The 13,190-nt window shown below is 69.5% G+C and carries 11 protein-coding genes, 1 pseudogene and 1 riboswitch; of the genes and pseudogenes, 7 read left to right on the plus strand and 5 right to left on the minus strand.

All coding sequences use genetic code 11. From position 1 onward, the window contains the following. Window positions 1-37: 37 nt before the first annotated feature. On the minus strand, window positions 38-1,309 hold the full coding sequence (locus PHLH3_RS18900) for an alpha/beta fold hydrolase (RefSeq protein ID WP_213625350.1): 1,272 nt from the start codon (window positions 1,307-1,309) through the stop codon (window positions 38-40). Window positions 1,310-1,410: 101 nt separating this feature from the next. Here PHLH3_RS18900 and PHLH3_RS18905 point away from each other — a divergent pair, with 101 nt between their 5' ends. The 3 genes from PHLH3_RS18905 to PHLH3_RS18915 all read left to right on the plus strand — a co-directional run bounded on the left by PHLH3_RS18905 (window position 1,411) and on the right by PHLH3_RS18915 (window position 3,530). After that, a complete protein-coding gene (locus tag PHLH3_RS18905; protein WP_213625351.1) occupies window positions 1,411-2,118 on the plus strand; it encodes a DUF1963 domain-containing protein in 708 nt (235 codons plus the stop codon). A gap of 77 nt (window positions 2,119-2,195) precedes the next feature. Continuing rightward, window positions 2,196-2,762 (plus strand): DUF4291 domain-containing protein, encoded by a 567-nt coding sequence (locus PHLH3_RS18910; protein ID WP_213625352.1) that lies wholly within the window; start codon window positions 2,196-2,198, stop codon window positions 2,760-2,762. Between the two features lie 114 nt (window positions 2,763-2,876). Then, window positions 2,877-3,530: a peroxiredoxin gene (locus tag PHLH3_RS18915; protein WP_213625353.1), complete on the plus strand. Its 654-nt coding sequence runs from the start codon at window positions 2,877-2,879 to the stop codon at window positions 3,528-3,530. 49 nt (window positions 3,531-3,579) lie between these two features. Here PHLH3_RS18915 and PHLH3_RS18920 read toward each other — a convergent pair whose 3' ends face one another. Beyond that, window positions 3,580-4,224: a class I SAM-dependent methyltransferase gene (locus PHLH3_RS18920; protein ID WP_213625354.1), complete on the minus strand. Its 645-nt coding sequence runs from the start codon at window positions 4,222-4,224 to the stop codon at window positions 3,580-3,582. Window positions 4,225-4,371: 147 nt separating this feature from the next. On the opposite strand from PHLH3_RS18920, the gene PHLH3_RS18925 reads away from it, so the two are divergent. The 3 genes and pseudogenes from PHLH3_RS18925 (at window position 4,372) to PHLH3_RS30465 (ending at window position 9,775) form a co-directional block, all read left to right on the plus strand. Next, window positions 4,372-5,493, plus strand: a complete 1,122-nt coding sequence (locus PHLH3_RS18925; protein WP_213625355.1) for an efflux RND transporter periplasmic adaptor subunit — start codon at window positions 4,372-4,374, stop codon at window positions 5,491-5,493. 1 nt (window position 5,494) lies between these two features. Then, a pseudogene (locus PHLH3_RS18930) lies at window positions 5,495-8,536 on the plus strand (efflux RND transporter permease subunit); the annotation flags it as partial. Between the two features lie 27 nt (window positions 8,537-8,563). Next, a complete protein-coding gene (locus PHLH3_RS30465; protein WP_280527461.1) occupies window positions 8,564-9,775 on the plus strand; it encodes a Bcr/CflA family efflux MFS transporter in 1,212 nt (403 codons plus the stop codon). Between the two features lie 236 nt (window positions 9,776-10,011). Here the strand turns inward: PHLH3_RS30465 and PHLH3_RS18935 are convergent, their stop codons facing one another. Further along, the gene (locus tag PHLH3_RS18935; protein ID WP_213625357.1) at window positions 10,012-10,617 is read right to left on the minus strand and encodes a glutathione S-transferase; all 606 of its coding nucleotides are present in this window, start codon (window positions 10,615-10,617) and stop codon (window positions 10,012-10,014) included. Here PHLH3_RS18935 and PHLH3_RS18940 point away from each other — a divergent pair. After that, window positions 10,616-11,200 carry a helix-turn-helix domain-containing protein gene (locus tag PHLH3_RS18940; protein ID WP_244862911.1) on the plus strand — a complete coding sequence of 195 codons (585 nt, stop codon included), beginning with the start codon at window positions 10,616-10,618 and terminating at the stop codon, window positions 11,198-11,200. The genes PHLH3_RS18935 and PHLH3_RS18940 overlap by 2 nt on opposite strands. Here PHLH3_RS18940 and PHLH3_RS18945 read toward each other — a convergent pair whose 3' ends face one another. Both PHLH3_RS18945 and PHLH3_RS18950 read right to left on the minus strand, forming a co-directional pair. Beyond that, complete coding sequence (locus PHLH3_RS18945; RefSeq protein WP_213625358.1) at window positions 11,201-12,229, minus strand: alcohol dehydrogenase catalytic domain-containing protein; 1,029 nt, start codon at window positions 12,227-12,229, stop codon at window positions 11,201-11,203. Between the two features lie 3 nt (window positions 12,230-12,232). Then, window positions 12,233-12,676, minus strand: coding sequence for a PaaI family thioesterase (locus PHLH3_RS18950; RefSeq protein ID WP_213625359.1), 444 nt, complete (start codon window positions 12,674-12,676; stop codon window positions 12,233-12,235). Between the two features lie 249 nt (window positions 12,677-12,925). Then, a riboswitch (cobalamin riboswitch) is annotated at window positions 12,926-13,130 on the plus strand. Window positions 13,131-13,190 lie beyond the last annotated feature (60 nt).

Raw genomic sequence — 13,190 nt, forward strand, 5'->3', positions numbered from 1 at the left:
TTCGGAGCCCGGGAAGCTGCGGTTGCATCCGCCCTGTCTAGTCCGCGCAGCCCTGCTCCGGCAGCTCCCGCAATGCACGCTCCAGCAGCGCCGTGGCGCGGCGGCTGTGGAGGATGCCGGTGTGGCTCTCGTCGACCAGGTACAGCCGCCCCGCCTCATCCTGGGCGGCGCTGCGCAGCTCGCTGGCCAACGGCACCACGCCATCGTTCGGCTCCGGCAGCAGGCGTCGGTTGCCACCGTAGCTGACCAGCATCCACTGGCGGATGTGCGCCGGCAGCGGCCTGGCGAACAGCGCCCGCAGGTAGGGGCTGCCCGGCGCCATGTCGCGCCACACCGGCACCTCGAACGGCACCCGCTGCACGCCGGTGGCCGCCGAGGGATGCCCGTCCCAGGGCGTCGAAAGGGTGGCGAACAGGCACAGGCGCCGCGCCTCGTTCTCGTCGAGGAATTGCAGCGCCCGCCGCGCCACCAGGCCCCCCATGCTGTGGGCGAACAGGTGCATCCGCCGGGGTGCCAGGCGCAGCAGCATGTCGCGCATGGCGATGCTGAGCATGTAGGCGCTGTTGCGCAGGGGCAGCCCGCTGGGATAGTGGAACAGCACCAGCTGGAAGCGCGTCAGGTCGAGGCTCGCGGCCAGCGCCTGCCAGTCACGGGGCGAGGCATTGATGCCGTGCACCAGGATGATCGGCTCCTTGGCCGGGTCCCAGGGCGCCAGCAGGTACAGGCCGTAGCCCACCTCGCGCATGAAGCTGAGCGGTTGCCAGGCGCCCAGCTGGATGTGCCGGTCGTCGAAGCGCGGGTCGGTGAACGCCACCACCTGCAGGTAGTTGCGCTGCAGGCGCGGCTGCTCGCGGTAGAGCACCTCCAGGCGCAGGTCGAGCCTGGGCGGGTCGGCGTCGACGGCCACCTGGAGATCCAGCGTGTTGAGCCGCGCCAGGCGCTCGCGCTCGGCCAGGTCCGGCTGCACGGTGAGCGGCGCATGGCGGGCCTGGGGCAGCCAGTGGCGGGGCTCGTCTCGATCCAGGGCGAAATTGCCGTTGCGGTCGTCGAAGGCCAGCAACTGGTAGTCGCCCGGCGCCTGGGTGAAGTAGAAGGCCTCGCCCGGCGCGACGATGCGGTAGGCGACGAAGCCGCCCTTGCCATCCAGCAACGCCACCAGCGCGCTGCGCCCGGAATCCGTGGCCAGCAGCCGCCCCGCCACCACCACCAGCTCCTGGCGGGCCTGTTGCATTTCCCTGTCCACCTCCAGCAGGCTGCAACCGCCGCAGGCGACCGCCACCAGCATCAGGACCATCCGCAGAACGGCCATCCGCTTCGCCTCATCCTCGTCCTGCAAGCAAGCCTAGTCGGATCGGCCCGGGCCACCGCAGAATAGGCGCCGCGAAATTCCCCAGCGGTCAGGGACGACAGATGCACGAAAACGACGAAATCCAGGCGATCCGCCACCGGTTGGCCCGCCCCGCCACGCGCTTTGGCGCCGGCGGCTTCCGCCCCACCCAGGCCGACGACGAAAGCTGGCTGGGCCGCGTCTTCCTGTTCCGCCCCGACGAAGGCATCCCGCTCGACGCCGCAGGGGACGCGATGCTGCCGCTCGCCCAGTTCCACCTGCCCAACCTGCCCACCAGCAGCCCGCTGCTGGCGGACGTACGGGTGCTGACCCTGTTCATCTCCGCCGAGTTCGGCGAGCCGCTGGAGCCCATGGGCGCCCACTGGCTCATCCGCGAATACGGTCACCACGAAACGCTGCAGCGCAAGGAACTGGCCAATCCCGCCTCCTTCATCAAGCCCTTCCCGCTCAAGGCCGAACGCCTGGACGAGGACTACCCGCTGTGGGACGGCGGCGGCGTGCCCGGGGACCTGGAAGAGCGCATCCTCGAACTGGAACGCAGCGGCGTGATCGACAGCTACTACGACATCGTCAGCCACTGCTACGACCACAAGATCGGCGGCTACCCCTCCTTCTGCCAATCGGGCATCGAGCCGGGGGACGGTTTCGAATTCGTCTTCCAGATCTCCTCCGACGCGAAGATCAACCTCAACGTCGTGGACAGCGGCAGCCTGATGTTCTGGAAGCACCGCAGCAGCGGCGAGTGGGCGCTCTACTACGACTTCTACTGAGCAGCGCACCCAACACCCGTAGGATGGCGTAGAGCGCAGCGAAACCCATCACCCCAGCCCCCTCAACGCAGGACCCCATGCAGGCCATCCCACAAAAACAGATCAGGGCCCATTACGACGCCGACACCATCCGCGTCTACCAGGCCTATTCCGATGCCATCGCCGACAGCGCGCTGGCCCACGGCACCTTCGTCTCGCCGCCGTTCAAGCTGGAGCGCATGACCTGGATAAAGCCCTCCTTCCTCTGGATGATGTACCGCGCCGGCTGGGGCCTGAAGGACGCCGGGCAGAACCGCATCCTCGCCATCGACATCAGCCATGAAGGTTTCGCCTGGGCCCTGGCCAACAGTTGCCCCAGCCATCCGGAGCCGGGCCAGGGCAAGGAAGAGTGGGAGCGCATCAAGAGTGCCTCCCCCGTGCGCATCCAGTGGGACCCGGAACGCGACCTGCACCTCGAGCCCCAGCCCCACCGCGCCATCCAGGTCGGCCTGGGCCCGGAGGCTTCACGGCGTTACGTCGGCCAATGGATCCGGCGCATCACCGAGGTCACCGGCCTGGCCCATGACATCCACGCCCTGGTGCAGGCCGGGGAGCTGCAAGAAGCGCAGCGCAGGCTGCCCGCGGAGCGCGAGTACATCCCTTGAAACACCTGCGCCTCCAACCCGGCCGGCAGCCTGCGGCAAAGGCATAGCGCCTTCGTGAAACCCGTCTACGCTGACCCTCGACCTGCCCGCCATCCACTTCAGGAGGACACCCCCATGGCATTGCGCATCAACGATCTGGTCCCCGATTTCAAGGCCGAAACCGACCAGGGCGCCATCAGCTTCCACGACTGGATAGGCTCCGACTGGGCCATCCTCTTCTCCCACCCCAAGGACTTCACCCCGGTGTGCACCACCGAGTTCGGCGCCGTGGCGCAGCTCGCCGCCGAATGGGCCAAGCGCGGCACCAAGGTGATCGGCGTCTCGGTGGACGGGGTCCAGGCGCACCAGAAATGGAAAGGCGACATCGAGGCCTTCTGTGGCGCCGACGCCAGCTTCCCGATCATCGCCGACGAGTCCCTGGCCGTGTCCAAGGCCTTCGACATGCTGCCCGCCGAAGCCTACCTGCCCGATGGCCGCACCGCCGCCGACACCGCCACCGTGCGCTCTGTGTTCATCATCGGCCCGGACAAGAAGCTCAAGCTGTCCATGACCTACCCGATGTCGGTGGGCCGCAACTTCGCCGAAGTGCTGCGCGCCCTCGACGCCCTGCAACTGACCTACAACGTGCCCTTGGCCACCCCGGCCAACTGGACCACGGGCCAGGACGTGATCGTCGCCCTCGCTTTGAACGACGACCAGGCCCGCGAGAAGTACGGCGCCATCGACATCAAGCTGCCCTACCTGCGCACCACCGCCGCACCCAAGTAAGCCCGCCATACGGTGGGCCGCACCCGTCGGCCCACCCGTAGCCCGGGCTTCAGCCCGGGGCCACCGCCTCGCTCCTGCGCCACACACTCGCTACCCAGGGCTGCTGCTCCCGCGGCAGGCCCGCCGGGCGGTAGTAGTGCTCCAGCTCCACGAAACCCGCCGCCTCCACCAGGGCCTTCCAGGCCGGGAAGTCGTGCCAGGCGCCATAGCGGTTGCCGCTCCAGCCTTCCTGGTTGTCCCCGCGCGGGTTGGAGCTGAACAGCACCCCGCCCGGCTTCAGCGTCGCATGCAGCTGGCGCAGCACCCGTGGCAGCTCCTGCCCCGGCACGTGGAACAGCGTGGCATTGGCGAACACGCCATCGAAGCGCCCAGCCGGCAGTTGCAGGTCGAGGAACGACTGCTGCCACACCTCGCACCCGGAATCCGCCCGCGCCATCGCGACGAAGCGCTCGGCACCGTCCAGCCCCACCGGCTCGTGGCCCAGGGTGCGGAAGGTGCGCAGATCGCGCCCCGGCCCGCAGCCGAAATCGAGGATGGCCAATGGCGCGGCCCCCTGGATATGGCGCAGGAACGCCTCGATGTTCTGGCTCACATCGTGGTCGCGGGTGTTCTCGCGAAAGCCTTCGGCGTTCTGGTTGTAATCGTCCAGCGTGGTGGCGCTGAGGCTGGCGAGTTCGTCGGGCTGCAGGGGCATCGGGGCGTCTCGTGGAAAGGACCGGGGATTCTACCCGTCCCGGCCCGGAGCCTCACGGCCCTTTTAAATTACGAACGACATCTATGCGAACAATAATATTACAAATATCATCTAAACCATCGAAGGCATCCCCGAGAGTGCAGGACCATGAACCGACACGCGCAGAACCTCCGCCCCCTGGCCCTGCTGGCAGCGCTGCTGGCCGTCGCCGGCTGCAACAGCCAGGCCGACACCCGGGCCGCCGCCAGCGGCCCGCAGCCTCGTCCGGTCCTGGCCGCGCAGGTGGAAAGCACCAGCCGCCACGAGGCCGCCTACACCGGCGTGGTGGCGGCGCGCACCGAAAGCGACCTGGGCTTTCGCGTCGGCGGCAAGGTGATCGAACGCCGCGTCGACCCCGGTGCCCGCGTGGCCAAGGGCGACACCCTGCTGGTGCTGGATATCGAGGACTTCGACCTGGCCCTGCGCGCCGCCAACAACCGCGTCAGCGCCGCCCGTGCGCAACTGCGCCAGGCCCGTGACGACGAAAGCCGCTACCGCCGCCTGTCCACCACCGGTGCCGTGTCGCGCCAGGTGTTCGACCAGGCCGCCACCAACCTGCGCGTGGCCGAGGCCGAACTGGCCGCCGCCAGCTCCGAAGCCAGCCAGGTGCAGAACCGCCGCAGCTACTCGACCCTCAAGGCCGACGGCGACGGCATCATCACCGACGTGCGCGCCGAGCGCGGCCAGGTCGTCGCCGAAGGGCAGATCGTCGCCCGCCTGGCCCACGACGGCGCCCGCGAAGCGGTGATCGACCTGCCGGAAACCCAGCGCGCCCTGGCCGGCAACAGCGCCCTCGCCTACCCCTTCGACGCGCGCGAGCAGGCGGTCAAGGCCACCCTGCGCGAGCTCTCCGCCTCCGCCGACCCGGTCACCCGTACCTACCGCGCCCGCTACATCCTCGACGGCACGGCCGAGCGCTTCAGCATCGGCTCGACCATCACCGTGCGCCTGCAGAGCGAGCAGGCCGAGTTGCTGCGCGTGCCCATCGGCGCCCTGCACAACCCGGGTGTCGGCAGCGGCGTCTGGGTCATAGGCGAGGACGACAGCGTGCACTTCGCCCCGGTGAAGGTCGCCCGCCTCGGCCAGGAATACGCCCTGCTGGAAGGCGGCGTGAGCAGCGGCCAGCGCATCGTCGCCCTAGGCGCGCACCTGCTGCACGAAGGCGACAAGGTGCGCCTGCTGCCCGGCCAGGCCCTGGCGCTGGCCCGCCAGAACGACGAGGTGCGCTGAGATGCGCGGCCTCAACCTCTCCGAGATCGCCGTACGCAACCCGGCAGTGACCCTGTTCCTGATCATCGCGGTGATCCTTTCCGGGGTCTTCGCCTTCGGCAAGCTCGGCCGCGCCGAAGACCCCTCCTTCACCGTCAAGACCATGACCGTCACCGCCGCCTGGCCCGGCGCCACCGCGCGGGAGATGCAGGAACAGGTCGCCGACCGCCTGGAGAAGCGCCTGCAGGAGCTGGATTTCTACGACCGCGTGGAAACCATCGCCCAGCCCGGCTTCGTCTCGATGAAGGTGCAGTTCCTCGAATCCACCCGTCCCGGCGACATCCAGGAGCTGTTCTACCAGACCCGCAAGAAGCTCAGCGACGAGGCCGCCCGCCTGCCACGCGGCGTGCAGGGCCCGTTCTTCAATGACGAGTATTCCGATGTCTACTTCGCCCTCTACGCCCTGGAAGCCAAGGACCTGCCCCACCGCGAGCTGGTGAAGATGGCCGAGGACCTGCGCCAGGGCTTCCTGCGACTGCCGGGGGTGAAGAAGGTCAACATCCTCGGCGAGCAGGCCCAGCGCGTGTTCGTCGAATTTTCCTACCAGCGCCTGGCCACCCTCGGCATCAAGCCGGAACAGATCTTCGCCGCCCTGGCCGCGCAGAACGGCGTCTCCCCCGCCGGCTTCGTCGAAACCGCCGGGCCGCGTGCCTACATCCGCATCGACGGCGCCTTCGACACCCTCGCGCTGATCGAGAACGTGCCCATCGCCGCCGGCGGCAAGGTGCTGCGCATCGCCGACGTGGCCACCGTCAGCCGCGGCTACGAAGACCCGGCCAGCTACCGCATCCGCCACCAGGGCGACCCGGCGCTGATGCTCGGCGTGATCATGGAGCCGCACTTCAACGGCCTCGACCTGGACCGCACGCTGCAGGCCGAGGAAGACCGCATCCACGCCGACCTGCCCCTGGGCGTGAGCGTCGACAAGGTCTCCGATCAGGCGAAGAACATCCGCCTGGCGGTGGACGAGTTCATGCTCAAGTTCTTCGTCGCCCTGGCCGTGGTGATGCTCATCAGCCTGCTCGCCCTGGGCTTCCGCGTCGGCCTGGTGGTGGCCGCGGCGGTACCGCTGACGCTGTCCATCGTCTTCGTGATCATGCTCATGACCGGCCGCGAGTTCGACCGCATCACCCTCGGTGCGCTGATCCTCTCCCTCGGCCTGCTGGTGGACGACGCCATCATCGCCATCGAGATGATGGTGGTGAAACTGGAGGAAGGCTTCGACCGCATGAAGGCCGCGACCTTCGCCTGGAGCTCCACCGCCGCGCCCATGCTCACCGGCACCCTGGTGACCATCATCGGCTTCCTGCCGGTGGGCTTCGCCCGCTCCGGCGCCGGGGAATACGCCGGCAACATCTTCTGGATCGTCGGCTTCGCGCTCATCGCCTCCTGGCTGGTGGCCGTGGTCTTCACGCCCTACCTGGGAGTGAAGATGCTGCCGCGCATCGCCCCGGTTGCCGGCGGCCACGACGCCCTCTACGCCGGCCCCTGGTACGCGCGCCTGCGCCGCCTGGTCAGCGCCTGCGTCGAACACCGCTGGCGGGTCACCGTCCTGGTGCTCGGCGCCTTCGTCCTCTGCGTGCTGGGCATGGGCGCGGTGAAGAAGCAGTTCTTCCCCAACTCCGACCGCTCCGAGCTGATCCTCGAGGTGTACATGCCGCCGGGCAGTGCCTTCAAGGCCACCGAGGCGGTGGTCGCCCAGGTTGAAAAGGCCCTGCTGGAAGAGCCGCAGACGAAGATGGTCGACGCCTATGTCGGCGGCGGCGCACCGCGCTTCTTCCTCTCGCTGAACCCGGAGCTGCCGGACCCGGCCTTCGCCAAGCTGATCGTGCAGACCGCCAGCGCCCACGACCGCGACGCCCTCAAGGCGCGCATGCGCGAGCGCATCGCCGCCGGTGAATTCCCCTCGGCGCGGGTACGCGTCACCCAACTGCTGTTCGGCCCGCCGGTGCCCTTCCCCGTGGTGTTCCGCGTGGCCGGGCCGGATGCCGACGTGCTGCGCGGCATCGCCGAAGACGTGCGCCAGGTGGTGGCCGCCAACGCCCTGACGCGCGACAGCTTCCTCGACTGGGGCGAGCGCACCAGCGCCTACCGCCTGGTGCTGGACCAGGACCGCCTGCGCCTGCTCGGCTTCACCCCTGACCAGGTGCGCAGCCAGGTCAACGCCCTGCTCACCGGCAACAACGTCACCGAAGTGCGCGAAGGCACCCGCAACGTGCTGGTCATCGCCCGGGCGCTGGACGACCAGCGCGAGAACCTCGGCAACCTCGCCGACCTGACCCTGACCAACGCCGCCGGCCAGTCCGTGGCACTGGAACAGGTCGGGCGCTTCCAGGCGGTGATGGAGGACCCGGTGCTCAAGCGCCGCGACCGCGACATCACCTTCGAAGTGCGCGCCGACATCGTCGACGGCACCCAGCCGCCGGACGTGGAAATGGCCGTGTGGCGCGACCTGCAGCCGCTGCTGGCGCAACTGCCCGCAGGCTACCGGGTGGAGATCGCAGGCCCGGTGGAGGAAAGCGCCAAGGCCAACAAGGCCCTGGCCGCGCTGTTCCCGATCATGATCCTGCTGACCCTGGTGGTGATCATGTTCCAGGTGCGCTCCTTCGGCGTGATGTTCATGGTCTTCGCCACCGCACCGCTGGGCCTGATCGGCGCCGTGCCCACACTGCTGCTGTTCGACCAGCCCTTCGGCTTCAACGCCATCCTCGGGCTGATCGGCATCGGCGGCATCCTCATGCGCAACACGCTGATCTTCACCGACCAGATCCGCCAGAACCGCGAGGCCGGCCAGGAAGTGCGCGAGGCCATCATCGAAGCCACGGTGCGCCGCGCCCGCCCGGTGGTGCTCACCGCCCTGGCGGCGGCGCTGGCCTTCATCCCGCTGACGCTCTCGGTGTTCTGGTCGTCCCTGGCCTTCGTGCTGATCGGCGGCGTGCTGGTCGGCACCCTGCTCACCCTGCTGTTCCTGCCCGCGCTGTGCACCCTGGTGCTCTCGCGCAAGCCCCGTCGCCCCCAGGAGGACGCCCCCATGGACGCCACCCGACGCTCCGGCCTGTTGCTGACCCTGCTCATCGTCCTCTGCGGCCTGGGCGAGATTTCCACCCAGATGCTGCTGCCCAGCCTCGCCGCCATCGAGCACACCCTGGCGGCCGGCCCCGGTTCGTCCCTGGTGGCGCTTTCGGTATTCGTCGGTACCTTCGGCGTCGGCCAGCTGTTCTTCGGCCCGCTGTCGGACCGCATCGGCCGCAAGCCGGTGCTGCTCGCGGGGGTCGCCACCTACGTGCTGGCCTCGCTGTGGATGGCCTTCGCCCACTCCATGCCGGAGTTCATCGCCGGGCGCGCCCTGCAGGGCCTCGGCGCCTGCGCCGCGCTGGTGGTGGCACGGGCCATCGTGCGCGACGTCTGGCGCGAGAAGGCCGGCCCGGTCATGGCCCTCACCGTGATCGGCATGCTCTGCACCATCATGCTGTCGCCGGTCATCGGCGGGCTGATCGCCACCCGGTTCGGCTCATGGCGCGCCGTCGTGGTGGCCACGGTGATCATCGGCATCCTCGCCCTGCTCGCCTGCGCCCTGCTCTACCGGGAGAGCAACCAGGCCCGCGACCCGCTCGCCGGCCGCATCGCCACCCTCGCCGGCAACTACCGCGCCCTGCTCAAGGGCGCCGAAGTGCGCGCCTTCTCCTTCGCCATCGCCGGCACCTATGGCGCCATGTTCTGCGTGATCGCCGGCTCCTCGCGGGTGTTCGTCGGCCAGCTCGGCCTGAGCCCCACCCAGTACGGGCTGGTCTTCGGCGGCATCGTCTCCGGGCTGATCGCCGGGGCCATCCTCAGCAACCGCCTCATCCTGAAATGGGGCCCGGCGCGCCTGGTGGGCGTGGGCACCGCGCTGGTGGCCACCGGCGCCGTGCTCACCCTCGCCATCCTGCTCGCCACCGGCCCCTCGGTGCCGGGGCTGCTGCTGCCGCAGGTGCTGCTCACCCTCGGCGCCGGCATGGTGCTGCCCGGCTCGGTGGCCGGTGCGGTGATCCCCAACCCGACCCGCGCGGGGCTCGCCGCCGGCTTCATCGGCTTCGCCCAGATGGCCGGCGCCACGCTCTCGGGCCTGCTGCTCAGCGCCCTGCAGAACGACAGCGCGCTGCCGATGATCGGCCTCAACGTCACCTTCGCCCTCGCCGCCTTCGGCCTGTTCCGCCTGGCCCGTGCGCACCAGGCGCGCGCCGTGGCACTGGCGACGGACTGAGGGCGATTCGCGAGCAGAGCTCGCTCCTGCGGGAAGCATCAAGACCGTGGGAGCGAATTCATTCGCGATCGGACATCGCCGGATTGCACTCGACCTACCAGGGTTACGGGCTTCCATGTGACTCCGCTGGTGGATGATGGAGCGCCATCCACCCTACGCAGCGGTGAGCCAAGGCACTCGGGTTGAGGCCGCGCCGTAGGTTGGCGCCGAGCGCAGCGAGGCCCAACGCGGCGGTATCAGGCCGGTACCGTCGCCTTCATCGACTCGCGCTCGGAGAAGGCGGCGAAGAAGCGCTCCAGCCCCGGATGGCCCTGGCGCCAGCCAAGGTGGGAGAGGCGGAAGTCGAGGTAGCCGAGTGCACACCCCACGGCGATCTGGGCGATGTCCAGCGGGCCGTGGAGCTGGTCGGCGACGGCTTCCAGGGCATCCAGCGCGCGGTGGATCTTGCCCAGCTGGCCGTCCTTCCAGTCCTGCCACTGCAGCGCCTCGGGGCGGATGGCGCCCTCGTAGCGCACCAGCAGCGCGGCATCCATCAGGCCGTCGGCCAGGGCCGCGCGGGTCAGGCAGGTCCAGCGCTCGGCGCCGTGGGGGAAGAAGGCGTCGCCGCTCTGCAGGGCATCGAGGTATTCGCAGATGACGCGGCTGTCGAACAGCGCCTCGCCCTCGGCGGTGATCAGCACCGGGATCTTGCCCAGCGGGTTGGCGCGGTTGACCTCGGCGTTCTCCTTGATCGGCAACACGGCGGTGTCGAGCATCTCGATGCCTGCCGCCAGGCCGGCTTCCAGCGCCAGCACCCGGACCTTGCGAGCGAAGGGGGACGCCCCTGCGTAGATCAGTTTCATGTCTTCAATGCTCCTGTTCGCGGGCCGGCCCAATGCCGGCGCCCGCTGTTCCTGCAACTGGACCCCCACCGGCGGCGCCGGTAGCATCCCCGCCCATCGCGCCCGGGAGCTGCCCATGGTCATCGACAGGAAAATCAAACTGGACTCCGCCGACATCAGACGCCTGGACGACCTGGATGTCGCGCTGGAGTTGCTGCACTTCGGCTTCCGCGGTCTCACCGTGGACGCCGACGCCTACCTGGAAACCCTCGGCCTGTCGCGCGTCCACCACCGCATCCTCTACGCCATCCGCCGCGTCGAAGGCATCAACGTCGGCGAACTGGCCGCCCTCCTCGGCGTCAGCAAGCAGGCGCTGCACCGCCCGCTGACCCACCTCCTGGAACGCGCCCTGGTGACCCAGCAGCGCGACCCGGAACAGCACCGCTACAAGCGCCTCTTGCTCAGCACGGCAGGCCATGACGTGGAACACCGCGCCACCGACCTGGAGCGCCGGGTCATCCGCGCCGCGCTGGACACCACCGACGCCGATGGCCGGGTCGCCTGGCACTCGGTCATGCAGTCCCTGGCCGCCCGCCTCGACTGATCAACCCGCCGTGGTGATGCGTTCGCGCACCACGATGCACTTGGCCAGCGGCCGGATCAATGCCTCGGTGGCCTCTTCCCAGGGCACCACGCTGGGGCTCACCAGCATCGGGTCGCAATGCCCCTGCTCCACCAGTTCCAGCACCCTGGGGATGTGCGGGCGCACGCTGCAGGCGCCGACCGACAGGGTGACGTCGCGCATGTACATGCCGAACAGCGGGATGGCCGGGTCCTCGAAGATGATGCCGATGCACGAGCAATGCCCGCCCGGCGCCAGCGCCAGCAGGCCGGTACGCAGCGCCTGCGGGTCGCGGGTGGCGGACACCACCAGGTCGTAGCGCTCGTTCAGCGCGCCATCGGCGCCGTTGCGCAGGGTCGCGCCGCTGCGCACGGCCAGCTCGTCGCGGTAACCGTCGCCATCCAGGTAATCCACCTCGGCCGCACCGGCGGCGCGGGCCATCTGCACCGCGAGGATGCCGAGGCTCTCGGTGCCGCCCACCACCAGCACCTTCGCCTCCTCCCGTGTCGCCAGCGGGCGGCTGGCGGCCACCCAGGCATCGGTGAGGTTGTCGCTGGCGCTGGCCACGGCCACCGGGTCCAGCCCCGGGGGCAGCGGCACCAGCATGGCGTCGGCGAAAGGCACCCGCACCACCTCGGAGAACAGCCCGCCCCAGTGCCCGCCCGCCGGCACGCCATAGGCCGCATGCCGGGCGACACCGGTGCAGGCCGTGCTGCGCCCCGCCAGGCACTGGCGGCAGATGCCACAGGCGATCTTCCAGGGCACCGAGACCAGGTCGCCACGCTTGACCGTGCCCACCTGTGCGCCCACTTCCAGCACCTCCGCCACGCACTCGTGGCCCAGGGCGAAGGGCGGCTTGAACGGCGTGAGGCCGGCGATCAGGCGCCGGTCGAGGTCGCAGGAGGCCGAGGCGATGGGCCGCACCAGCGCCGCCAGCGGCGAATCCAGCACGGGCGACGGCGCGTCCTCCCAGGCGAGGCGTCCCGCCCCTTTGACGATGAGTTCGCGCATGGCTCAGTCCCTCACGCTGAAGGTAGTAGTGGCACGGGCGCAGAGCTTGCCGCTGGCGTCGACCACGTGCGCATCGCAGATCGCCAGGCTGCGGGTGCGCTCCACCACCCAACCCTCGACGCGGTAGAGCTCGCCAGCCTTGAGCGGGCGCAGGTACTTCACCCCAAGGTCCACCGTCGCGTACTGCGCATCGCCCGGCAGGGTGGAGAACAGCGCGAGGCCGGCGGCACCGTCCAGGCAGGTGGCGGTGAAGCCGCCATGCACTGTCCTGGCCGGGTTGAGGTGGCGCACATCGGGCCGCGCCTCGATGAAGATGCGCCCGGGCTCCACGTCCACCGCCATCATCCCCATGGTCTCGCCGATGGCAGGTGCGGGCAGCCTGCCGGCGATCACCGCCTGGAGGATCTGCAGGCCGGAGGGAGGGGTTCTGTTGGGGGTATCGGTCATCTCGGGGCTCCTGGCTCTGCCGGGGTCGGCGAGCGGTTTCGGGGGGATGGCAGGCAGCCCCCACCGGGCCAGCGCGAGGGAATCGCCCTGCAGCCCGTGGACGGACGATACGTGAGCGCAGAATCTCAAATCAACAATGTTGATATGACAAACAAGAAGGCATTCCGGCAACACCGCTACGGCTCTGGAATGGGGGTTTGCGCCATCCCGCGCACCATTTCGGCGTTGACGCCCGGGCGCGCGGATGGTCATATGCCCGCCGTTCCAGGTGTCCCACGCCGTCGTGCGTGGGGTGAAACGGGAAGCCGGTGCGTCCATCAGGACCAGTCCGGCGCTGCCCCCGCAACGGTAAGCGAGCGCTGCATTCGATACGCCACTGTGCCCACGGCATGGGAAGGCGGATGCGGCGTGATCCTCGCAAGCCCGGAGACCGGCCTGGAGCATCGATAGGCAAACCCGCGGTGGGCGGGCACGGGCCGGTTTCTCGCACGGGTGCATGCATGCGCCCGCGCGC

Source organism: Pseudomonas sp. Pc102, assembly GCF_018408275.1.
GTDB classification, from domain to species: domain Bacteria; phylum Pseudomonadota; class Gammaproteobacteria; order Pseudomonadales; family Pseudomonadaceae; genus Metapseudomonas; species Metapseudomonas tohonis.

Bases quoted from the DNA above. Each gene is read 5' to 3' on its own strand.
- PHLH3_RS18900 (WP_213625350.1), bottom strand. From the start codon at position 1,309: ATGGCCGTTCTGCGGATGGTCCTGATGCTGGTGGCGGTCGCCTGCGGC.
- PHLH3_RS18905 (WP_213625351.1), top strand. From the start codon at position 1,411: ATGCACGAAAACGACGAAATCCAGGCGATCCGCCACCGGTTGGCCCGC.
- PHLH3_RS18910 (WP_213625352.1), top strand. From the start codon at position 2,196: ATGCAGGCCATCCCACAAAAACAGATCAGGGCCCATTACGACGCCGAC.
- PHLH3_RS18915 (WP_213625353.1), top strand. From the start codon at position 2,877: ATGGCATTGCGCATCAACGATCTGGTCCCCGATTTCAAGGCCGAAACC.
- PHLH3_RS18920 (WP_213625354.1), bottom strand. From the start codon at position 4,224: ATGCCCCTGCAGCCCGACGAACTCGCCAGCCTCAGCGCCACCACGCTG.
- PHLH3_RS18925 (WP_213625355.1), top strand. From the start codon at position 4,372: ATGAACCGACACGCGCAGAACCTCCGCCCCCTGGCCCTGCTGGCAGCG.
- PHLH3_RS30465 (WP_280527461.1), top strand. From the start codon at position 8,564: ATGGACGCCACCCGACGCTCCGGCCTGTTGCTGACCCTGCTCATCGTC.
- PHLH3_RS18940 (WP_244862911.1), top strand. From the start codon at position 10,616: ATGTCTTCAATGCTCCTGTTCGCGGGCCGGCCCAATGCCGGCGCCCGC.
- PHLH3_RS18935 (WP_213625357.1), bottom strand. From the start codon at position 10,617: ATGAAACTGATCTACGCAGGGGCGTCCCCCTTCGCTCGCAAGGTCCGG.
- PHLH3_RS18945 (WP_213625358.1), bottom strand. From the start codon at position 12,229: ATGCGCGAACTCATCGTCAAAGGGGCGGGACGCCTCGCCTGGGAGGAC.
- PHLH3_RS18950 (WP_213625359.1), bottom strand. From the start codon at position 12,676: ATGACCGATACCCCCAACAGAACCCCTCCCTCCGGCCTGCAGATCCTC.